Source organism: Lysobacter sp. MMG2, from assembly GCF_016735495.2.
In the GTDB taxonomy this organism is placed as follows: Bacteria; Pseudomonadota; Gammaproteobacteria; order Xanthomonadales; family Xanthomonadaceae; genus Lysobacter_J.
On sequence record NZ_JAERQY020000002.1, the window covers coordinates 465,502 to 487,476 of the forward strand.

The window sequence follows — 21,975 nt, forward strand, 5'->3', positions numbered from 1 at the left end:
GATGCATGCGCCCGGCTAGACCGTGAGTGCTCCGGTGGCGAGTCCGTACAGCGCGATCGCCGCTGCGACGCACAGCAGCACGAACACCATGCGCTCCCCGCGCGTGAACACCGCTTTGCCTTCTTCCCTGCGCGCCAGCACGAACAGGATCGTGGCGGGCACGTACAGCAGCGCGGTGAACAGCAGGTACCGCGTGCCACCGAAGGTCAGCATCGCGGCGGCATACGCCGTGGCCAGCACGGTGCACAGCAGCGCGCGGCGACGCGCCGCGGACTCGTCGGCCGCGAAGGTTTCACCCGTCCACGCCAGTTTCACTCCGTAAGCGCCGACCAGCAGGTACGGGACCAGCGTCATCGCGCCGGTCATCTTCAGCGCGAGCAGGAAGGCGTACTCGGCGAACCAGGTCACCAGCAGGAACGCCTGGATCAGCGAATTGGTAAGCCAAAGCGCGGCCGCCGGCGCACCGCGTGCATTCTCGCGCGCCAGCGCCGCGGGCACGGTGCCGTCGCGCGCCGCCGAATGCAGCACCTCGGCCGCCAGCAGCGACCATGACAGGTAGTTTCCCAGCACCGAGATCAGCAACCCCACGCTGACGAAGACACGCCCCCACGGACCGACCACCGCCTCCATCACGCCCGCCATCGCCGGCGTGGGCTGCGCGGCGAGTTCGGGCCGCAGCAGGATGCCGTAGGAGAACATCGTCACCATGATCAGCAGGCAGAGCACGCCGAAGAAGCCGAGCACGGTCGCCAGGCCCACGTCCTCGCGCCTACGGGCGTAGCGCGAGTAGACGCTTGCGCCTTCGATGCCGACGAACGCGAACACCGTCACCAGCAGCGTCGCGCGCACCTGGCCGGCCACGCCGGAGAACGTGGCCTCGTCCCCGCCCCACAGGTTGGCCGCGAACACATCGCGCCGGAAGCCCACGATGACGACGAAGATGAAGGTGGCGATCGGCACTAGCTTGGCGATGGTGGCGATGGTGTTGAGCGCGGCGGCCTCACGCACGCCGCGCAGGATCAGCAGGTGCACGCCCCACAGCAGCAGCGACGCGGACACGATCGCCAGCGCGGTCGTGCCATCGCCGAACGCCGGCACGAACTGACCGATCGTCGCCTTGATCAGCACCAGGCAGGCCACGTCCGCCAGGCAGCAGCCGATCCAGTAGCCGATCGCCGACATGAAGCCGGCGTAGCCGCCGAAACCGGCCCGGGCATAGGCGTAGATGCCCGAATCCAGATCCGGCCGGCGTCGCGATAGGATCAGGAAGGTGAAGGCCAGCATCAGCATGCCGCCGCCGGCGATGAGCCAGGCGATGCTCGCGCCCACCACGCCGGTGGCACGCGCGAACGCGGCCGGCAGCGCGAAGATGCCCGAGCCGATCATCGAACCCACGACCAGCGCGAACAACGCGCCGAACGAGAGCGTCTTGGCCTGCGGCGTGCTCATCGGCGCTCTCCTTGTCGATGCATGTGCACGGTTCGCCTCAACTGACGATGCCGTTGAGCTCGGCCCAGCCGTTCCACATGATCTGGATGCCGATGCACAGCAGGATGAACGACATCAGCCGCATCATCACCAGCGTGCCGGCGGGCCCGAGCTTGCCGAGCACGGCAGCGGCGTTCTTGAAGATGTAGTACAGCACGATGCTCACCAGCGTCGCGCCGCCCGCGCAGATCGCCAGGCCCGTCAGGTAGAGCGCGGGCGTGGTCATCGGAAACTCGGTGCCAAGCGCGATCGACGCGGCGATGGTGCCGGGACCGGTGGTCAGCGGAAAGGTCATCGGAAAAAAGCTGCGGCTGAGGATCTCCTGTTGCGACAGCGCGCGGGCTTCGTCCACGGCGGCGGCGTGCATCTCGTCCTCGCCGTGCTGTGCACCGAGCATGCGCCACGCGGCTGCCGCCACCAGCAATCCGCCGCCCAGGCGCACGATCGGCAGCGAGATTCCGAAAACGCGCAGCACGTAGGTGCCGATCAGCATCGACACGACGATGACGAACCAGCTGTTGATCGAGATCTGCCGCGCAAGCCGCTTGGCCGACGCCGGATGGCGACCGACGGTGGCGACGAACACCGGCGCGGAGCTCAGCGGATTGATGATGGGCAGCAGCGTCATCGGGATCAACACGAGATCCTTGGCGAACTCGATCAGGAATGACTCGCCGTACGTCATCGGCTGCTCCCTTCGGTCAACTTCGCCATGCGGCGGACAGGCCGGATTCGCGTGCCCGGATCCCGATCTGGCCGCGCTTGCGCCATCGGGTGCTCACGGTCGCGCGGAAGAGCGCGGCCACGGTGATGCACCCTGCGCGCTGCGACCGGACGATGGAGCCGCGCGCGTCACGAACCCGTGAAGGAATGGTGGAGGCGCCGCCATGCGCGTGTGATAAGTAGGGCGCGGAGCGACCTGCCACGACCCCGGGGCCTTCGAACCTCACCGGCATCTCGTCCATGGAAGTTGGCGTATTACCGGCACCGTCGCCCGCGTCGGATCTGCGACGGCATCCAGTCCGCTCTGGCATGGAGGAGCCATGCGACGCCCTTGCCCATCGCCTGGTCGCTCGCGTCTCAGCCGGAAGGGTTGGCGCATCGCCTGCGCCGCATGCTTGTGCGTCTGCTTCGCGGCGCATGCCCAGGACCCTGCGCTGGAGCAGGCCGAGACGATGGTGCGCGACCATCAGTACCAGCAGAGCTATGAACTGCTCGCGCCGCTGGCGAACTCGCACGCGCAGGACGCGAACTTCTTCTACCTGCTCGGTCGCGCCGCGCTCGGCACGGGCAACGCCGAGCAGGCGCGCGTCGCCCTGGAGCACAGCATCGAGCTCGATCCGGACGACACCGAGGCCCACCTCGCCCTCGGTCGCGCGTTTCGCGCGCTGGGGCAGTACGCGAAGGCCCGCGACCAGTTCGAGGTCGCACTGCGCTTCGAGAACCTCCCGTCCGACCTGCTCACGCAGGTGGAGATCTACGACGACGCCGCGCGCGAGGTGCTGGAGAACGAACGCAGCACGACGGCCTTCGGATACGCCGTAGCGGGCTATGGCCGCTACCGCGTCAATTCCACGCGCGGGACCAACGTCCTCGGCGGCGGCGATCGCGACGAACTGTTCTGGAACCTGCGCGCCGGCGGCGGAATCAACCATTCCTTCGGCAACGGCTATGCGATCGACGGCACGCTCGACTACCGGCAACGCTTCTACGACGAGGAGTCTCGCGACGACCGCGACCTGCGCTGGAGCTTCGCCGGCAGCCGCGGCGTCGACGATGGCAACGTCGCGCTGGGCCTGCGCGGCCGCGTGAGCTACCGCGGCAACGGCGATTACCGCAACGACGTTGCCGGCTTCGTCGACTACAGCCGCAACCTCAACCTGGACAACCAGCTGACGATGGGCGTGTCGGTGGAGCGACGCCGCTACCCCAGCGGCCCGCTGCGCGCCCGCAGCCGCACCAACGCCTCGGCGTCGCTGGGCTGGAGCACGTCCTTCGCCGACGGCGCCGCCAGTTTCTCCTTCACCGCACACGGCGGCCGCAACTACGCGACCTCGCGACCCGATGGCGAATCCGACGTGTACGGCGCAACCGCCAACCTGGACTACACCTTCGGCGACACGCTGGATGCCTTCGTCTTCGTCTGGTGGGAACGCGATGCGTACAACACCGACCGCGTGCACTTCCATCCCGACGAAGTGGACGAGGAGGCGATCCTGCGGCGCGAGGACAACCTCTACGAAGGCGGCCTGGGCGTGGTGTGGGAGTTCCTGCCGAGTTGGTCGCTGCGACCGGAGCTGCTGTACATCCGCGACCAGAGCAACGTCGTCGGCTTCAACTACAGCTCCACGGAAGTGTGGATCAATGTGCGCAAGAACTTCTGACGCGATCGCGCGACTGCTCGCGTGCACATGGATGATCCTGCTTTGCGCCTGCGCGCACACGCCCACCGATCCGCGCGAGCGATTGTCACGTTACCGCGCGCAGGCGGGCCTGCCGGTGGCGGACTTTCCCTACGTGCGTAACATGCGCTGGGAGGCCCTCGGCGACCAGGCGCTCGCCGTATGGCCGCGTCGCGAGACGGGATTCCTCATTGAACTGCCCTCGCCCTGCCACGGGCTCGACGAAGCGCGCGCGATCCGGATCGGTCATGGCGACGGTCGCGTGCGCACGCGGATCGACGCGATCCGCGTGCTGTCGCTGCCCGGATCGCCGCCGATGCAGCGCCCGCCCTGCCCGATCATGCTGATCAGCCCGCTACCGACGCCGGGCCTCGCCCTTCCGGACGAACTTCGTACCGTCGAAGACGAAGCCCAATGACACCGGATCTTCCGCCCACGCTGGCCGCAGGAGAGGCGCCATGACCGACGATCGCATCCGCCCGTCCCTTGCCCGGAGCGGTTCGCCGCGCCGGTGCGGCGGTGTAACGGGGCGGACGATGCTCGGGGTGATCGCGGCGGCGGCGCTGGTCGTGGTCCTCATGGTTTCCGTCTACGAACGACGCGCCAACGAAGCGGGCACGCACGGCGCGCTGCTGGAACGCGGCATGTCGCCCGGGCATCGCATGCTCAACCAGGAAGCCGGGCGCACCCTGCCCTCCAACGCACCGCGCATCCAGCGCGCGGATGCACTCGTCACGCGGGTCTCCGGGCGCTTCCGCACGAGCAAGGAGAAGGCCGCCCAGCTGGCGCTGATCACGCGCGACTCGATCGCGAAGAAACATCCCGAGGACGTGCTCGATGTACTCGATGCCGCGTTGTTCGCCACCGAGGGCATGGCGCCGGGATCGGTGCCGCCGCTGGAGCCGGTCCTGGGCCTTTACGCAAAGGCGCGCTTGGAGGGGGCCGGCGTGCCTGCCGCCCGCGACATGACGCGGGCGTTCGTGCAGGCCCGAACGCGCACGCCCTAGCCGGCGTTGCGCCGCTTCAACGCCGACGCATCCAGCCGCGCTTGAGCGCGGCCATGCGCCCCAGGTACAGCGCGATGAGCAGGCCGATGCTGATGATCAGGATCAGCCCGGTGACGCGCAGCCATTCGCCGCGTGCCGCGCTCAGGCGCTCGCCGCTGGCGATCTGCTCCAGTTCGAGGACGCAATCCGCATCGGCCAGTTCGTTCTGCCGGGTGGCGCTGTACACCGCGCCGGCGCGGCGCGTTTCGGCCACCTCGCCCGTGCGGCGCGAGAGGCGCTCGGCGTCGGTTCCGTCCGCCGCGGCGCGACGGTGGCGTTCCAGTTCCTGACGCGCGACGGCGCGCGTCACCGGCTCGGTCAGGTTCGTGCAATGTTCGACCGTGCCCGTCGAGCGCGCCGTCGGCCAGACCGGAATCCGATACACGGCGACGAGGGCGAGCACGATGCCGATCGCGATCCACAGGATGATCCGGTACATGAGGGCCTCCTCGCACGGGACGGTTTAGGGAAACGGTTCAATCCGATCGCCCGCGCTCGGCGGGGTCGCCGGCCAGCAACGACGTCCATGAGCGCATGGCGGGGTGATGTTCGGCGAAGGTCATCAGCGCGATCAGCATGGGCACGCCGATGAACGCGCCGGCGATGCCCCACAGCATGCTCCACAGGAACACCGCGAACAGCACCAGGAACGGCGAGATCGACAGGCGGCGGCCGGCGATGCGCGGCTCCAGGTAGCTGCCCAGCAGGAACTGCACCAGGTTCAGTCCGATGAAGATGAGCACCGGCTCGATGGCGAAACCGAACTGCACGATCGCGAACAACGTGGGCAGCACCGTCGCGAACAGCGGCCCGATGAAGGGAATGAAGTTCAGCGCGAACGCGATCAGGCCCCATTCGGGCGCCAGATCCAACCCCACCGCATACGCCAGCGCCCACACGCCCAGGCCGGTCGCGGCGCTCACCGCGCTGCGGATCACCATGTAGCGCTGGAACTTGGCCGCTGTCGCGCGGCACGCGCCCACCACGTCGGCGCGTCCGGCGCGCACCAGCTTCTGTCGCGTGGAGTCCACTTCCAGCAGACCCAGCACGACGAACACCAACGCGATGACGATGAAGCTGGCCACCTGCTGCAGGCCGACGCCCAGGCGCTGCAAGGCACCGAACAGCCAGCGCGGTTCGAAGTTGTGGATGAACTCGCTCGCCAGATAGAAGCCGTGTCCTTGCAGCCACACATCCATCCGCTGGTAGTGCGTCTGGAAGGCCGCCGCATTGCCGATGGCCCACTGCACGGCGCGATTCAGCCCCCACATCACCAGGCTCGCCATCGCGATCACCACCGCGGCGGTGGCCAGTACCGTGAGGAACATGGCGAGCACTCGCGGCAGGCGCGCTTCCATCGCGCGTTGCAAGGGCCACACGACGGACACGATGAACACCGCCAGGAACACCGGCGCGAACAGCGAGCGCCCCAGGTACAGCGCCACCATGATCACGAACACCGCGGCCGCGCCGAGCAGCGGCACGATCGGTATCAGGGCGCGTCGCATCTGCATGGACGTCTGCGGGCGTCAGAAGGCGGCTTCGAGGTAGGCATAGATGTAGTTCGATCCGCCATCGACCGTCCCCAGCAACTGCGAACTGCCGAAGATGCCGGAGCGATGCGAAACCGCCAGCCCGAAGTACACGTCGTGCCAGCGCTTGCTGCCGAAGATGTCGCCCACGCTCACGTCGATGCTCGGTTCCAGGTAGTTGAGCAGCTTGGAGGTATTGCGTTCGCGCTCGGCCTGCGTGGTGACTTCGGTGTACGGCACGCGTTCGGCGTAGGACAGGCCGATGCCGAAGCCCAGTCGCGTGGTGACACGGTGGCTCCAGGGAAAACCGTAGTAGAAGCCCTTCATGTACGCATCGATCTGCCAGCTGTCGGGCTGACGGCCCTTTTCGTCGTGGTGCAGAAGCCCGACGTAGCCGATCAGGTCCAGCGGCCAGCCGTTGAAGCGCGAGACGAACGGACGGCCGACGTGGACGCCGGCGATGTCGGTGTAGTCGTCGTCGTTGAGGCTCACGCAACTGAGCGTCATGATCTTGACCAGATGGCAGCCGTCGTCGGTGTCGCGGCCATAGAACACCTTCACGTAGGTCGGTGCGGAGTCCTCGTCCCAGCGCACCTGGCCGTTGCCGAAGTCGTACGCCGCACCGGCCATGACGCCCCATTGCAAGTCGTCGTCGACCACCGGGCTGTTGCGGATCTGCGAGGACAGCTTGGTGACATACGCGCCGCCCACCAGGCTCCAGTGGCTGAAGATGCGGTACGAGCCGTACAGCGCGAGGGTGGCGTTCCAGCCGGCGCCTGCGTCGTAGGCGGGCCGGTCGGGGCGTGCTTCGAAATCCGCCACGCCGTAGTAGTAGTCGTTGAGATCGCCGCTGCGCCAGGACGCCAGCGCGACGGGCTGCAGCCGCCAGCGATCGCCCTGCACGGTGTAGGCGTAGCCCGCGCGTGCCTCGGTGCCGTGCGACAGGTTGGACACGTCCTGGCGCACGCTCACGTCCCACCGCGAAGCGCCGTGCTTCAGATAGAAGCGCGCGCCCAGATCCGCGCCGGTGTTGCGCACTTCCATGCCTTCCAGCGACAAGGGCGCTTCGTCTTCCGGGTAGCCTTCCAGGCGGCGCTCGACGAAGGCCTCCACGCCCATCGTGTCGTCGCGCCACACGCGCACGCCCGCCTCGTTCGCGCGCAGGAAGAAGCGCTCGCCCTCGTAGAGGTACAGCGGCATGAAGTCCTCGCGCATGCCGCCGTCGCGGTATGGCGAGGATTCGGTGCGGAACATGAAGCCCAGGCCGGCGCTGCCGGGCTCCTCCAGCACGGTGCCGAGCATGGCGTCCTGCGCGCTTGCGTGCGGCGCGAGCATCCACAGCCCCGTCGCCAGCGAACTGGCGAGCAACTGACCGCGCCAGCGTCCGTGGCACCGTGGCGGCGCCGGGGCATGCAGGCAGGTCGCGGGCTGCGTCACGGCATCGTCCTCGGCACGTCCCGTGTGAAAGGAAGGCGAACGCGCACGTGACGCGAGCGCATCGTCGCCCGCCCGGGATCGCCTCACGCGCGATTGACGCGACTTTCGTTCAAGCAATGTCGCGATGTCGTGAAAACAACGTCACTGCACGGACACGCGATGTTCACCACCACTTCACCGCGGCAGGCGTAATCCACGCGCACGCTCCCGGAGTTTTCCGGACAAGTGAATGCGGCGAAGTCGACCACGCAGAGGGAGGGCTCGGACATGAATCACAAGATTGCCGGCGCGGCAGGGATCGCATTGGGTCTGGCTCTCGCGGCGGGATGCGCCACGCACACGACGCCCACCACCTTCAACCGTTCCGAAGTCGGCACCGCGCGCACCGTCCAGTGGGGCACCGTGCGCGGTTTGCGCGACGTCACCATCCAGAACGATTCGCGCGGCGTGGGCACCGCCACGGGCGCGGTATTGGGCGGCATCGCCGGCAGCACGATCGGCGGCAGCAGCCGCGCGAACGCCGCCGGTGCGGTCGCGGGTGCGGTCGGCGGCGGCGCGGCCGGCAATGCGATGTCGCGCAGCACGCGGCCTGGCGTGGAGGTCACCGTCGAGCTGGAATCCGGTCGCACCATCTCCGTCACGCAGGATGGTTCCAGCCAGCAGTTCCGCGTCGGCGATCGCGTGCAGGTTTCGTCCGACGGCTCCACGACACGCGTGACGCGCTGAGGTAACCGTCGTGTACGGCGCGCGTGCGCGGCGCATTCGCCGTCGCATGCGCGTCGCCACTTCCACCCGTCCGAGGCAGGCGACCCCATGCGCAACGCCCTCCCCATGCTGGCGCTGGCCGCGATGCTGGCCTCCTGCGCCACCGGCCCTACCCTCTCCACCGCAGATCGCCTGGCCCTCTATCGGCAGAACGCGGGGCCGCCGACAGCGACCTTCCGCCTGGAACGCATGACCGGCGTACAGAACTGGACGCCGCTCGGCGACCAGGCGCTGGCCGTGTGGACCACCGCCAATCGCGGCGCTCTGCTGGAAATGCGCAATCGCTGCAGCGGTCTGGCGGTCGCTTCGCGCATCACCATCACCAACCGCATGGGCCTGGTCACCGCCCGCTTCGACAGCGTGGTGCCGCGCATCGCGGGCGGCTCGCCGGCGCCGGGCAGTGCGTGCCGCATCGAGACCATCCGCCCGCTGGACGCCAGCCGCCTGCGCGACGCACGACGTGAAATGCGTGAAGCCGAGTACGTCGAGCGTCCGGCGGATGCGGAAACGCCCGAATCGCCGCCGTCCGGCACGCCCACGCCGTGACGCATCGCGACTTCCCGGATCGGGCGCGCATGACTCGCGCGCTCAGCCGCCGCCTTCGTCGATGTCGGCGGCAAGGCTTGCCGCACGCTGCGCGTCCAGTTCGTGCTGCAGACGCTCGATGCCCTGCGGCGACCATCCCTCCACGCCAGTGACCTGCCGCCACGCGGCGACGTAATGCGACGGCGCGAAGACGTGTCCGAAGCCCATCGGCGCATCGTTGGCGAGGATCATGTCCAGCGCCAGCTGCATCATCGACACCAGCGGGTACCAGCGCATCTGCGGCGCGACGTCCGGACCGCGCGGAACTTTCATCCAGGCCGGCGGGCGGAAGGCGTCTCGGTAGTCGAAGAAGGTCACCGCATCGCTGGCGTATTGCAGATAGACCACGCGCATCACGCCCCATGGGGTGTCGGCGGGCACGGGCGTGCCGTTCTGATTCATGAAACGCACGAAGGATCCGTCGCGGAATTGCGGCAACCATGCGGGCGTTCCGGCATTGCGAGCGCGCGTGAGCCCGCGCCAGGTGCGCGCGGCGAACGGTGGCCCGCTCCACAACGCACCGTTCGGCGGATCGCCGAGGACGTCGAACAGTTCCACGGAACGCTCGGAGTTCAACGCGCCCAGACTCAGGCCATGCAGGTATAGACGCGGGCGGCGATCCTTCGGCAGCGTGCGCCAGTAGCCGTACACGGACTGGAACAGCGCCTGCGAAGTCTCTTCGCCGTACTCGGGTTCGATCAACAACGACAGCGGGCTGGAGAGATACGAGTACTGCATCGCCACGCTGGCGATGTCGCCGCGGTAGAGGTACTCGATCGATTCGATGGCCGCCGGATCGACCCATCCGGTGCCGGTGGGCGTGATGATGATCAGCGCCGCGCGATCGAAACCGCCCACGCGCCTGAGCTCATCCAGCGCCAGACGCGCGCGCGCCTGCGCCGAATCCGCGGACGGCAGCCCGGCGTACACACGCAACGGCATCTGCGCGGGCCCGCCCGCGAGCGCTTCGATGCGGGCGGCGCTGGGCGTCGTCGAGACGAACTGGCGGCCGGCGCGCCCCAGCGCATCCCAGGCGATCAGCGAGGCGTCGCTGCCGGTGCGGTTGGGTTCCGCAGGCGGCGCGACATCGGGCGGGATGAGCGCATCGGCCTGGCGGAACGAGGAGTCGATCAGGTGCATCGCGATGCGCAGCACGACGCTGTTGCTCAGCGTGATCACCACCACCACCACGCCGAGCACGCCCAGCAGGCTGGCCACACGAGGCGGCAGCACCTTCGACAGCAGATCGGAAAAACGACTCGCGGACGTGCGCAGCAGGCGCGCGACGGTGAGCACGATCGCGAACAGGCCCAGGGCGATCGCGCCGATGCTCAGTGAGTCGATGTTCTCTGCCGGCGGCATGTGGAATACGGCGCGCACGATGTTCTGCCAGTGCGGCGCGCGCCACAGCGCCCAGATGATCAGCAGCAGGCACAGCGCGTACAGCACCTTCTTCGTCCGCAGCGGCGTACGGCCACGCGACGGTGGCAACTCCAGGTACGCCCACAGCCAGCGCACGAACACGCCCAGGCCGTAGCCGGCCGACAGGCTCACGCCCGCCAGCAATCCCTGTGTCACCGTGGTGCGCGGAATCAGACTGGGCGTGAGCGAGGCCACCAGCAACAACGCGCCCAGCAACAATCCGGCGGGCGACAGCGGACGCAGCAGGCGCGCGACGGCGTCGGCGGCGGCGCGCGTCCAGTGGCCGATCCGGCGGCGATCAGGCGTTGCCATTGGCTTTGCATTCGCCCGAAGCGTGCCGGAGCAGGACGCGTTCGCGCGCGTCGCGCCGCGCCCGGGCTTCGCGATCGATCCACATGACGTTGCGCTCCCCTGCTGGAACGTTCGTGCATCCAACAAGAGGCATCGTGACGGAGCCGTGAGGCGTCGGCGTCGAAGGACGCCGCGCCATCGCGCGCATCAGGGCGGTGTGGCGCCCGTGCCGGCGGCCAGCCAGCCGCGTTCGCGGTAGATGTCGATGATGGCCTTGGCGATGGCGTCGGCGGTGCGTCGACCGGCCGCACGCAGCGACTCCGGTCCGCGTTCCTGCATGACATTGGAGGCACTGGAAACCGCCACGCCCGCCGAAGCCACCGTGCCGGCCACGCCGAGCGGCAACAGGATGCCCGGCATGCGGCCGCCCGCCGTCTCGGTCTGCGCCGCGGCAAGCGAGCGCGGCCCGGTGGCGGTGACCTGGAACGCCTCCACCATCGTGCTCATTTCACCGCGCCCGGCACCGAAGCCCACCAGCATGCGCATCGTGCGGCTGCCCGGACGCACGTGCACGAATTCACCGCGCAGGATCACATCGCCGATCTTCGGCACCGGCCCGGCGCCCACGGAGTACGCGTCGATGCCCGCCTCGCAAAGTCGCGTGACCACCTGCTGCGCAACCTGCCGCCCCAGCCACCGGCCCTGGTCTACATCCTGCGCTGTCTGCGGCGCTTCGTTCTGCTCGAAGTAGCCGGTGACGGCCGAATCCGGCGGCAGGTCGCCGCGGGTTCCCGCGAAGTCGTAGACGAGGATGCGTTCGGGACGCTCCACCGCGTGTGAGGAGGATTGTTCGAACGGTTGAGTCGTGGTGGTGGCGCAGCCGGCCAGCGCGAGGAGAACCACGCACAGCAGCGCACTGCCCGAACGCCGCGCGGCTTCCTGCACTGTGCGATCACGGGAGGCCATGGAGGGGCGCCCACCTTGAAGTGGCGCTCAATAGACGCCCGCGCGCGTCATGCCGGGGTGAAGGTCGGGGGCCTTGCAACGCCTGCGCGCGGGATGTGTGAGGGGGCGGATGGCGCGAGGCATGCGGCGTGCTCGGCGACGGCTGCGAGACCTATGCGTCATCACGTGCACCGTCGACAGAGCGGCACCATCCCACGCGCGTGACGCAGAAACAAAGAAGCCCGCTCGGAGAGCGGGCTTCTTGCCGGACGCGTCGGCCATCTTGCGATGGCGTCGATCAGAACGGGATGTCGTCGTCCGCGAAGTCGTCGGCGAAACTGCTCGACTTGGCCGGCGGTGCCTCGCGGCGCGGCGCGGCTTCCTGGCGTGCCGGCGCGCGCGCAGGACGCTCGCTGCGATCGCCACCGCCGCGGAACTCGCCACGGCTGCCACCGCCGCCGCCCTCGCCCGGACGTCCGCCGAGCATCTGCATCTCGTCGGCGATGATGTCGGTGGAGTAGCGCTCCACGCCGTCCTGGCCGGTGTACTTGTCGTAGCGGATCGAGCCTTCGACGTACACCTGGCTGCCCTTGCGCAGGTACTCGCCGGCGATCTCGCCGAGCTTGCCGAAGAAGGTCACCCGGTGCCACTCGGTGCGCTCCTGGGTGTTGCCGTCGCGATCCTTGCGCACGCTGGTCGTCGCCAGGCGGGCCTTGGTCACGGCCATGCCGCCCTGGGTGTACTTGGTTTCAGGATCGTCGCCAAGATTGCCGACCAGGATCACCTTGTTGATGCCGCGTGCCATGGGATGTGCCTGCCCCTTTCGTCTGTCTGTCATGGGCCGGCAGTGGCGCTTGAAGCGGCCGTGCCGGCGGAAACGGCATCATAACAGCCGTCCGCCGTTCGCCACGGCTCCATCGCCGGCCGCCGTGCTGTCGGGCATTACCTGCGCGATAGCTCGCCAAGTCGGCAGGCGAAGGCCAGGAACATGCTGGCGCGGACGTCGGATTCCGCCCGTGCGTGTTGTCGGGCATGGCCCTCGCAGGCATGGCTGAACAGGTCGGCCAGCAGCACACCGAAATCGGCGGGCTCCCCCTCCAGGCGCGGGCAGACGGACATGGCCAGTCGCCGGTCCACCGCCCACAGGCGCAGGAGTTCGAATGCCGCCGGGTCCTCCCGCGCGCCCGCGGGCACGGCGAGCGCCTCCGGGCCGAGCGCCCTGGCCGCTGGGACCCGCGTGGCGGCGCGGCTTGCCATCAGGCGGCAGTTCCCGCGTCGCCGACCGCGCGCAGCGACAGCGGACCGAGGCAGCGCAGGACCTCATCCAGCTCCGCGTCGAGTCCGGCGCCACGGCCGCCGATTCGCGGCGCGCCGGTCGCGATGAGGTGCCGGTCCAGGGCATGGGCCAGCGCATCGAGCACGCCGTCCCGTCGGGCGGGACCGAGCTGGCGCAGGCTGCGCTCGATCACGTCGACGTGGCGCTGACCCGGCCAGTGCGGCACGGCGACCGGAGACGCGGGGACGGGGTTGGCGTCGTCTTGAAGTGAGGTCATGAGAGGGCGAGTTCCGGAAGCGGGATGGAGCGATGCGGGCATCGAAACCACAGGTTGGTGCGAGCCGCGGGAGGCGTATATCGGAACTCTCCGAAAAATCCCTGCGATGGAACCGCCCCGTATAATCCGAAACTCCTTACACGCGACGTGCCCATGCTTCCCAGCCCGACGACCCTGACCATCCCCGACCTGGCCACCATCCAGGCCCTGGCACGTCAGGACATGGCTGCGGTGGATGCCCTGATCCGGCGCCGGCTCGCTTCGGACGTGGTGCTGATCAACCAGGTCGCCGAGTACATCGTCGGCGCGGGCGGCAAGCGGCTGCGTCCGATGCTCCTGCTGCTCGCCAACGGCGCGCTCGGCGGACGCGGCGGACGGCACGGCATCGGCGAGGACGCGCACCAGCTCGCGGCGGTGGTGGAGTTCATCCACACGGCCACGCTGCTGCACGACGACGTGGTCGACGAGTCCGACCTGCGCCGCGGCCGCAAGACCGCCAATGCGGTCTGGGGCAATGCGGCCAGCGTGCTGGTCGGTGATTTCCTGTACTCGCGCAGCTTCCAGCTGATGGTCGAGCTGGAGCGCATGGCGGTGATGCAGATCCTCGCCGACACCACCAACCGCATCGCCGAAGGCGAAGTGCTGCAGCTGCTGCACGTGCGCAATCCGGACACCGACGAAGCCGCGTACCTGCGCGTGATCGAGCGCAAGACCGCCGTGCTGTTCGCCGCCGCCACGCGCCTGGGCGCGCTGCTGGCCGATGCGGACGAGGCCACCTGCGATGCGCTGCACGACTACGGCATGAATCTGGGCTATGCCTTCCAGATCGCCGACGACGTGCTCGACTACGCCTCCGATGCCGCCACGCTGGGCAAGAACCTCGGCGACGACCTGGCCGAAGGCAAGGCCACGCTGCCGCTGATCCACGCCATCGTGCACAGCGACGACGCCACGCGCGCGCGCCTGCGCAGCGCGGTCGAACACGGCGACACCGGCGCGATGCCCGACGTGCTCGCCGCGATCCATGCCACCGGCGGTCTCGATTACAGCCGCCGCCGCGCGCAGGAATATGCACACGCTGCCGAGCGCGCGCTTGATGGACTCGACGAGAACGACTACACGCTCGCGCTGCGCGGGCTGGCGCGTTACGCGGTCAGTCGCGATCACTGACGGCGCGCGCGCCGGCGGCGGTACGCGCTGTACGACCAATTCGACGAAGACGGTCTGCCGGTAATGTCGGCGGATACGGCAGGACCCGCACGCTCGTCGCGTGACCCGGCGAACTGCTTTCGAGTACACCTTTCTCGAACGACAAACGGCAGGGATAGTCCCTGCCGTCCGATGCTGCCGATGCGTGCGCGTACGTCCGGCTACAGGTACGTCATGGTGAACGTCATCGTCGTGTTGGCCTGCCCCGGCGTCACGGTGGGGCTGGTCTGGTAGTAGTTCGCCTTGAGCGGGATGGTGTAGTCGCCGCCTGTCGTCTTGTTGTACGGAGCGAACACCTGATCGGTGCCTACGCCCAGCGGATGCACGCCACCGGCTCCGTTGAGCAACTGCACGCCGACGCCCGTGGCGGTGGACGTGCCATCCAGCGCCACCACCGACTGCGCGGGAAGCTGCACCGTCGTTGCCGGATCGATGCGATACCTGACGCTGTTCATCCCGGCCGGGCAGCTGTTCAACTTGATGTTGAAATCGACCGACGGGGTCGTGTAATCCGTGCCGGTGAAGCTGCTCTTCGAATGCCGGCCCAGATCGACCAGGACGTCGGGCGTAACGCAGGAGGCCGAGACGAACGTCGGGCCATTGATGAGCGTGATCGGCACGATGGCGGACTGGGGACCACCATTTGCACCATTGTTCACGGCACCTGTCGTCACAGCTGCAGCGAACTCCGCTACCGGAGCGCCACCGTAATTCACGGTTCCGCCGGATATCGGTCCTGTCCTCACGAACGCGAACGCAATCGCCCCGGAGGCGGTCTGGTCCGGCAAATTTGTAACTCCACCGCCAGTCCAGGCAGTGAAGCGCCTCCAAGCCTGCGGAACTCCAGTCACTCCCGGGAACCAGGTTGTCGAGTTGCCCGACCCGTATGCCCCGTACGCCTTCATGACCATTCCAATGCCGTCCACATTGGTCTTGTAGACAATGTATGACGTCCCATCGATCACTATCGTGTTCGTACCGCCCATATCGGCGGGAGTGAGGCCAGTGCCGGCCTGGCGCATCGAACCGAAGTAGTCACCGCTCGGAGCCATGGTGATCGTGCAAACGAACAGGTTATCCGGGCCGGCGGTGAATGCGCTCCACGGCGTGAGTACAGGGCCGGGCACGGCATTGCGGCCGATGACATAGGATCCACCGCCCGCGTCGGCTGTAATCGAAGAGACAGCAGGCGGCGCGCAATTGGCCGTACCGGCGGCCGCGGTGCCCACCGGCATCGACGCGAACAAGCAACCGATCGCCAGCAACGGCGCGATGCGCGCGCATCGGGTCACTACGGAGCTGAAGGAAGACATTCTCATTTGAGCACCGGAATCCTGTTTATCTCACGCGCCTGAAGTGCGCGCCGTGCAGTTGCCATCACAGAGCACGGCATTTGCCTTCTCCATGACGAATCTCGCCCGCCTTCGCGCCGCCGTCAGGCGTCCATTCCAGCGAGCACTTCCGGCCACTGGCATCCAGCTGCACGCTCAACGCCTTGCCGGTGCCGTCGGGCAACCGCACGAACGCCTGGCTCGACTGGCCCACGTAGCCCACGACGTCACCCGCGTCGTCCGTCACTTCCGCACCGAACGGCAGCGGGCTGCCGTCGTCGCGCAGTGCGTGCAGCAGATACGCGGCGCCCGTCTTGGTTTCGAACGTGACGGGCACCACGGCGCCGGCGCGCGGGACGACCTTGATGCTGGTTTCCGGGAACTCGACGTCGGCGGAAACTCCCTTCGGATCGATCACCAGATCGTTGAGGCGGTACGGCCGCATGTTGCTGACAACGCCGTAACCGCGGCCGTCGACCTTGTTGACGCCACCCGACAGACGCGCACCCTTTGCGCCGGGAGCATTGACGAGGCCGATGGTCTCGCCCAACTGTGATGCCAGCGTGATCCCGCCGCGATGGACCAGCAGCGCGCCTTGCGCCGACACGGAGGCGGACTGGGAGTCCTTGCCGTAGGTGTAGGCACCGCCAACCGTGGCGTACGGCAGCTGCCAGTTGACGTTAGTGCCGATGCTGTCGTCGTTGTTGTCGCCGAAATCGCCGCTGACGCCATAACTGACCTGGCGATTCTCGCCCGCGACACCGGAGACACCGGCACGCATGCGATTGCCATCGCCGCCGTGCGTTGCATTGAGGCTGAGCGTCGGCGGCATCCTGCGCTCGCTCGGGCTGCCGAGGGGCATGATGAAGTTGACGAAATAGCGATCGTCGGTCTGCCCGTTGGCGACGCGACTGCGGCTGGCGTTCACGCCCAGCGACACGTTGCGGAAGCGCTTGTTCCAGCCGATCTGGTAGGTGTTGTCGACCGGAAGTTCATTCCAGTAGTCGTTGCGCGAGCCGACCACGTACAGGTCGCCGGCATTGGCGCCCAGATGCTGGTTGACGGTCAGCTGCAGGCGACTGCGCGCGGTGCCCTCGCCTTCGTAGATGCGCTCGCGCCGATCGGTGAGCAGGTCGTCATTGGCCACGACGGCATCGTTCAGCGAAAGGAACCCGCTGCTGGAATAGCGATAGGCCGCCAGCGCGAACGTGGTCGAGGTGGACGGAACGTTTTTGCTGTAGGTGACACGCGCGCTGTAGCCGCTGAGGTCACCGCCCTGCGCACCGAACTGCGTGCGCGAACCGGTGACATCCAGCGCGACGGCGCCGACGGGCGTGTTGAAGGCACCACCCACCGCGAGGCTGCGGTACAGATTGTCCCCGGCCACCTGGGCGCCGGTGTAGCCGGTCAGCCAGTTGTTGATGCCACGCTGGTACGTGCCCTCGGCGAAACGCGGCGTGTCGGAAAGATTGGACTGGCGCAGCTGGCCGGCGGTGACGGCAAAGCGCGACACGCCCGGACGCAACAGCTGCGGCATCGCGGCGAACGGCACCGTGAAGGCGTGCTTGCGGCCATCGGCCTCGATCACGGTGACCTCGAGATCGCCGCCGAAGCCGGTGGCGCCCAGGTCGGTGATCTCGAAGGCGCCCGGGGCCACGGTCGTCTGGTAGACGACGTAGCCGGACTGGCGGATCTCGACGATGGCGTTGGTGTCCGCCGTACCGCGCACGATGGGCGCATAGCCATTGACCGAATCCGGGCGCATGCGATCGTCGGTGGCCAGGCTGAGGCCGCGGAACGCGGTCGTGTCGAAGATCACGCCCGAGGTGAACGTGTCGCCGACCGTCAGCGTGGCGGTCAAGCGGTCGATGTCGTGCTCGGCGTAGGTGCGGATGTTCTGGAACTCGCGGTCGCCGCTGTCGTTCCAGCGGTAACCGGACTGGTTGCGGATACGCCAACCACCCACGTTCAGGCCGGCATTGAGGCCGACATAGCCGCCCGTGTAGGTGGCCCCGTCTTCCGTGCGCGACTGCGATGCGTTCGCGCTGTAGCCCAGCGTGAAAGCGTTGATGCCTCGGTCCCAGAGCTTAGGGTCCACGTAGCCGGCCGCATCGCGATGCATCGCGATCTGCGGAATGGACACGTCCATGCGCAGCTCGTTGGCATCGGTCGTCCAGGTCGCATCGGGAATCAACGCACTGATGTCGAGGCAATCGGAATTGAGGTTGGCACCGGCCGCCTCAAGCTTGCCGGTATCCACGCCCATCATCGTCAGCAGCTCGCGCGTGAAGCACGGCGCGACGTTCCCCTCGTCGTTCGCGCGGAACGTGATGTTCTGGCGCGCGAACGGCACCTGGTTCACACGCAGGTCCACGCGCTGCTCGCCCGGGAGCATTGTGTTGCCGCGCTCGAACCGCGACAGGTCGTACTGTGCGCCAACGGCGCCCAGTGCGATCACGTTGAACTCGACCTGCGGTGCAGGTCTGGGAGACGGATCCGGCGAAGGGTTCGGATCGGGCGCGGCGATCGCGAAGGTCGGCATCGCTCCCAGGACCATCGCGATGCTGAGCGCGATTGGGCGAAGGTTGAATGCGGGCTGCGTCTTGTTGCGTGACATGAACTTCAGGGTTCCGATCGGGAGCTGCGCCTCGTCGGGCGCAAGAGTCCCCACGCGACGCGCAATGCGTCGCGATGGGAGGAATTTCTGGGAGCTGTCGAAGGCGCGTCAGCAGGCGCCTTGGCAGCGATTACCGCGCGGTCAGCGCGTATAGGGCGATTCGCGCTCGGCCGTCGTGCCGTAGTCGTCGATCGTGGTGTAGACCACGGTTCCGCTGTCCGCACCGTCAACCAGGAACGTCTCGCTTCCCTTGGCCGGGCACATACCGCCGCCTTCGACGCTGCTGCGTTGCGCGGCGCCCTTGAGGTGGATGTCGCCCATGGATACGTTGTAGGCAGTGCCGTTCGTGCAGGTCACCGCGAGCTTGCCGTCCTTACGAGCCAGCTTCCATGTCAGCTGGGACACCGAGCCTGCGGGATTGCCTACCAGCGTGCTGGGCCGATAGAAGATCTTGATGCGCGTGCGAATCGCGAACTGCAGGAAGTTCTGCCCACTTTCTTTCTCTTGGGGCTTCGTCGGAACTTCGACCACGTTGAGCCAGAAGACGGATTCGCGATCCTGCGGAAGCGCAGCGCCGGTGAACATCAGGCGGAACGATTGGCCCTTGCCCGCATCGATGCGCGAAAGAGGAGGGTTGATCGTAAACGGAGCTTTGCTGGTCTCCGCGGTTTCGTGATCGTCGCCGCTGTCGACCCATGCCTGGATCAGTCGGGGGTCGGTGCCGACGTTCATGACGCGCACCGTGACTTCCCGTTCGGTGGCCGGATACACCACGCGCGTGCCGACGATCTGGATGGCGGCATGTGCGGATGACACGATGCCGGCCATCGAAAGCACCACGGCGCACAGGGTCTTGGAGAGGTTCATGGCTACTGCCCGTTGATGGAACTGGGTCGGCTCGGTCGAACCGCAGGCCGGAGATTCCGGCCTGCGTCCGAACACGCTGATCAGTTGTACTGCAACGAATACATCACGAAGGTGTCGACCGTGCCCGAGCCAACGCCCGTGGCCGGGGCGTACATCTGCGCCCAGTAGTTCATCGTGGCGGTGTTGGCGCTGATGGTCTCGCCGATGTTGGCGGCATCGGTCGGGTCGGCCAGGTTGATGTCGGCCTTGTTCTTGTTCAGCAGGCCGACCTGCACGACGGGGGCGGTGCCGGCGGCGTTGGTCAGGCGACCGGTGGTCATGTCGACCGGGCTCTGCGCCGGCTCGAAGCGCAGCTTGACGACCTTGCCGTCGGTGCAGCCGGTCTGACCCGAACCGCCGATGACCAGGCTGAACGGCGTATCGGCGGCGCGTGCGCCGACCGAGGCGAGCGCCGACTTGTTGACCGAGCCCATGGCGACGGCGAAGTTGCCGTTGCTGCCCGTGATGCCGGTACCGGCGGTCACGGTGCAGGTCACGTCGGTGATGTCGCCCTTGAAGGTGATCTTGCCGTCGGCGGCGGCGGCCGTACCCACGACGGAAAAGCCGAGTGCGGCGACCATGGCGGCGGAGAGGAGGTTCTTGTTCATTTCTGTGAATCCTAAGGCTTGATTGGGACAGGGATATGGACCGTCGCAATGGAACCAGCGGAGATCTTCGCGCCACCGTCCAACGACGGGATACAGGCTATTCCTCGCATCTTCTGGTTGGCATCAGATGATTCTGATAAGCAAAAGTCGCGTCAAAATCCTCCGATAAGAAGAAGTGCAAGCCGAATGGGCAAGGCAACAGTCCGAGAAGCAGGCGCCATATGCCCCGGACGACGCTGTATCGCCTGAATGAGCCCGGCCACAGCTCCGCCTGCCGCGTTGCGCAGCACGTTAAGGCTTATTAATAGCCAAACGCGGCTAGCGCCCAGGACTTTCCCGGACACCAGAAGCGTCGGCAGGGGGCTTCTGACGACTTATAGAGTTGGGGTCACTGCTATCGGCGATCGACGCGGACCGCTCAGGCGATGCCGAGCCCCGGAATGGCGCTGATCGCGTCCGGATCGAAGCCCGCCAGTTCGGCGAAATGCCGGCCGCGCGCGACGTAGTCCTTGTACGCACCGAAACTTGGCGCGCCTGGCGACAGCAGGACCACGCCTTCGTCGCCGAGAGCCGCTTTCGCCTGCGCCATCGCATCGCTCAGATCACCCGCTGCGCCGAGCACGAAACCCGCTTGCGCCGCGACCGGTTCGAGCAGCGCATGGATGCGCGGTCCGTTCTGGCCCATCGTGATGATGGCCACCGGCGCGTGCGTGCGCATCGCCTCGGCGAAATCCTCCCAGGGGAGGCCGCGATCGTGCCCGCCGACGAGAATCGCCACGCGGCGCTCGCCGAAGCAGTCCAGCGCCGCGAGGCTCGCGTGCGGCGTGGTGCTGATGGAGTCGTTGACGTAGGTGATGCCATCGCGCGTACCGACGGTCTGCAGCCGGTTCGGCAGCGGCCGGAAACTTGCCGCGTGCGGTACGAGCGCAGTCGCGTCCAGGCCCAACGCCTCGATCGAACTCAGCACCGCGCATAGGTTGCCGCGATTGTGGCGGCCCGGCAGTGGCAGCGCGCGCGTGTCCATCACGAAAGTATTGCCGCGATACAGATCGTCGCCGCGCAGATGCCAACCTTCGTCATTGCCGAACCAGCGCACCTCCACGCCGCGAAGCGAGGCGGCCATGCCGACCAGCCTCGCATCGTTGGCGTTGAGCACCGCGATGCGCGGCCGCGCTTGCGTCAGCAGGCGAAGTTTGTCTTCGATGTAGCGCTCGTGCGAACCGTGCCAGTCCAGATGTTCGGGAAAAATATTGAGCGCAACGGCGACCTGTGGGCGCGCGCCGCTCGCTGCGACGTCACCGGTCTGGTAGCTCGACAGTTCGATCGCCCAGAACTCCGGCGTGACCTGCGGCTGCAGCACTTCCAGCAGCGGCAGACCGATGTTTCCGGCCAGCGCGGTGACATGTCCGCCGGCACGCAGCAAGTGCGCCAGCAGCGCCGTCGTCGTGCTCTTACCCTTGGTGCCCGTCACACAGATGGCGTTCGCGACGACGTTGTCGTCGCCCGCGTGTTCGGCGAACCACAGTGCGGTGCCGCCGATGAAGCGCGTGCCCGATGCGGTGGCTTCCACCGCTTCGGGCCGATACGGGCTGATGCCGGGCGACTTCACCACCACGTCGAACGCCGACAGCCGCGCGGCGCTGACGTCGGTATCGGCGACGAGGTTCGCGTCGCCCAGCGCGGCGACTTCCTCCGCTTCCTGCGCCGAGCAGAACAGCGTCAGCGGCAATGCCGGCAGGCGCGCGCGGATCGCGCGGTACGCCGCGCGACCTTCGCGACCCCAGCCCCACAGCGCGATCTTGCGGCCATCGAGCTGCGCGATGCGGGTCAGCGAATGA

21 protein-coding genes are annotated in these 21,975 nt (G+C 67.5%); 6 read left to right on the forward strand and 15 right to left on the reverse strand.

The window, feature by feature from the left end:
* Nucleotides 1-15 precede the first annotated feature (15 nt).
* Both JI752_RS10140 and JI752_RS10145 read right to left on the reverse strand, forming a co-directional pair.
* Nucleotides 16-1,449, reverse strand: a complete 1,434-nt coding sequence (locus JI752_RS10140; RefSeq protein ID WP_216963198.1) for a basic amino acid/polyamine antiporter — start codon at nt 1,447-1,449, stop codon at nt 16-18.
* Nucleotides 1,450-1,486: 37 nt separating this feature from the next.
* A complete protein-coding gene (locus JI752_RS10145) occupies nt 1,487-2,173 on the reverse strand; it encodes a MarC family protein (RefSeq protein WP_216963201.1) in 687 nt (228 codons plus the stop codon).
* Between the two features lie 433 nt (nt 2,174-2,606).
* Between JI752_RS10145 and JI752_RS10150 the strand changes: the two genes are divergently transcribed.
* The 3 genes from JI752_RS10150 to JI752_RS10160 are packed head-to-tail and all read left to right on the forward strand — an operon-like array spanning nt 2,607 to nt 4,897.
* Nucleotides 2,607-3,872, forward strand: a complete 1,266-nt coding sequence (locus tag JI752_RS10150; protein WP_216963205.1) for a tetratricopeptide repeat protein — start codon at nt 2,607-2,609, stop codon at nt 3,870-3,872.
* Nucleotides 3,853-4,308, forward strand: coding sequence for a DUF6491 family protein (locus tag JI752_RS10155; RefSeq protein ID WP_256448123.1), 456 nt, complete (start codon nt 3,853-3,855; stop codon nt 4,306-4,308). The genes JI752_RS10150 and JI752_RS10155 overlap by 20 nt, the downstream gene beginning before the upstream one ends.
* Nucleotides 4,309-4,348: 40 nt before the next feature.
* Nucleotides 4,349-4,897, forward strand: a complete 549-nt coding sequence (locus tag JI752_RS10160; protein WP_216963212.1) for a hypothetical protein — start codon at nt 4,349-4,351, stop codon at nt 4,895-4,897.
* A 16-nt stretch (nt 4,898-4,913) separates the two neighbouring features.
* Here the strand turns inward: JI752_RS10160 and JI752_RS10165 are convergent, their stop codons facing one another.
* The 3 genes from JI752_RS10165 to JI752_RS10175 are packed head-to-tail and all read right to left on the reverse strand — an operon-like array spanning nt 4,914 to nt 7,905.
* Complete coding sequence (locus JI752_RS10165) at nt 4,914-5,375, reverse strand: hypothetical protein (protein ID WP_216963216.1); 462 nt, start codon at nt 5,373-5,375, stop codon at nt 4,914-4,916.
* Nucleotides 5,376-5,412: 37 nt separating this feature from the next.
* On the reverse strand, nt 5,413-6,450 hold the full coding sequence (locus tag JI752_RS10170; RefSeq protein WP_216963217.1) for an AI-2E family transporter: 1,038 nt from the start codon (nt 6,448-6,450) through the stop codon (nt 5,413-5,415).
* A 15-nt stretch (nt 6,451-6,465) separates the two neighbouring features.
* Complete coding sequence (locus tag JI752_RS10175; protein WP_216963220.1) at nt 6,466-7,905, reverse strand: MipA/OmpV family protein; 1,440 nt, start codon at nt 7,903-7,905, stop codon at nt 6,466-6,468.
* A gap of 267 nt (nt 7,906-8,172) precedes the next feature.
* Between JI752_RS10175 and JI752_RS10180 the strand changes: the two genes are divergently transcribed.
* Both JI752_RS10180 and JI752_RS10185 read left to right on the forward strand, forming a co-directional pair.
* Nucleotides 8,173-8,631, forward strand: a complete 459-nt coding sequence (locus tag JI752_RS10180) for a glycine zipper 2TM domain-containing protein (RefSeq protein WP_216963223.1) — start codon at nt 8,173-8,175, stop codon at nt 8,629-8,631.
* A gap of 87 nt (nt 8,632-8,718) precedes the next feature.
* Nucleotides 8,719-9,216 carry a DUF6491 family protein gene (locus tag JI752_RS10185; RefSeq protein ID WP_216963226.1) on the forward strand — a complete coding sequence of 166 codons (498 nt, stop codon included), beginning with the start codon at nt 8,719-8,721 and terminating at the stop codon, nt 9,214-9,216.
* Between the two features lie 42 nt (nt 9,217-9,258).
* Here the strand turns inward: JI752_RS10185 and JI752_RS10190 are convergent, their stop codons facing one another.
* The 5 genes from JI752_RS10190 to JI752_RS10210 form a co-directional block, all read right to left on the reverse strand.
* A complete protein-coding gene (locus JI752_RS10190) occupies nt 9,259-10,989 on the reverse strand; it encodes an alpha/beta-hydrolase family protein (RefSeq protein ID WP_216963229.1) in 1,731 nt (576 codons plus the stop codon).
* Nucleotides 10,990-11,175: 186 nt separating this feature from the next.
* Entirely contained in the window at nt 11,176-11,934 is a 759-nt protein-coding gene (locus JI752_RS10195) for a DUF4410 domain-containing protein (protein WP_216963232.1), read from the reverse strand.
* Nucleotides 11,935-12,211: 277 nt separating this feature from the next.
* Nucleotides 12,212-12,718 carry a single-stranded DNA-binding protein gene (gene ssb / locus JI752_RS10200; protein WP_216963235.1) on the reverse strand — a complete coding sequence of 169 codons (507 nt, stop codon included), beginning with the start codon at nt 12,716-12,718 and terminating at the stop codon, nt 12,212-12,214.
* A gap of 137 nt (nt 12,719-12,855) precedes the next feature.
* Nucleotides 12,856-13,170, reverse strand: coding sequence for a DUF5076 domain-containing protein (locus tag JI752_RS10205; protein ID WP_216963238.1), 315 nt, complete (start codon nt 13,168-13,170; stop codon nt 12,856-12,858).
* Nucleotides 13,170-13,466: a hypothetical protein gene (locus JI752_RS10210; protein WP_216963241.1), complete on the reverse strand. Its 297-nt coding sequence runs from the start codon at nt 13,464-13,466 to the stop codon at nt 13,170-13,172. Before JI752_RS10210 ends, JI752_RS10205 begins: the two co-directional genes overlap by 1 nt.
* A gap of 153 nt (nt 13,467-13,619) precedes the next feature.
* Here JI752_RS10210 and JI752_RS10215 point away from each other — a divergent pair, with 153 nt between their 5' ends.
* On the forward strand, nt 13,620-14,636 hold the full coding sequence (locus JI752_RS10215) for a polyprenyl synthetase family protein (RefSeq protein WP_216963244.1): 1,017 nt from the start codon (nt 13,620-13,622) through the stop codon (nt 14,634-14,636).
* A 200-nt stretch (nt 14,637-14,836) separates the two neighbouring features.
* Here JI752_RS10215 and JI752_RS19300 read toward each other — a convergent pair whose 3' ends face one another.
* The 5 genes from JI752_RS19300 to murD all read right to left on the reverse strand — a co-directional run bounded on the left by JI752_RS19300 (nt 14,837) and on the right by murD (nt 21,968).
* A complete protein-coding gene (locus tag JI752_RS19300) occupies nt 14,837-15,988 on the reverse strand; it encodes a fimbrial protein (RefSeq protein WP_254200536.1) in 1,152 nt (383 codons plus the stop codon).
* Nucleotides 15,989-16,052: 64 nt separating this feature from the next.
* The gene (locus tag JI752_RS10225; RefSeq protein ID WP_216963248.1) at nt 16,053-18,623 is read right to left on the reverse strand and encodes a fimbria/pilus outer membrane usher protein; all 2,571 of its coding nucleotides are present in this window, start codon (nt 18,621-18,623) and stop codon (nt 16,053-16,055) included.
* A 141-nt stretch (nt 18,624-18,764) separates the two neighbouring features.
* Entirely contained in the window at nt 18,765-19,490 is a 726-nt protein-coding gene (locus JI752_RS10230; protein ID WP_254200538.1) for a fimbria/pilus periplasmic chaperone, read from the reverse strand.
* An 80-nt stretch (nt 19,491-19,570) separates the two neighbouring features.
* The gene (locus tag JI752_RS10235; protein WP_216963251.1) at nt 19,571-20,137 is read right to left on the reverse strand and encodes a fimbrial protein; all 567 of its coding nucleotides are present in this window, start codon (nt 20,135-20,137) and stop codon (nt 19,571-19,573) included.
* 418 nt (nt 20,138-20,555) lie between these two features.
* On the reverse strand, nt 20,556-21,968 hold the full coding sequence (gene murD, locus JI752_RS10240) for a UDP-N-acetylmuramoyl-L-alanine--D-glutamate ligase (protein ID WP_216964274.1): 1,413 nt from the start codon (nt 21,966-21,968) through the stop codon (nt 20,556-20,558).
* Nucleotides 21,969-21,975: the final 7 nt, after the last annotated feature.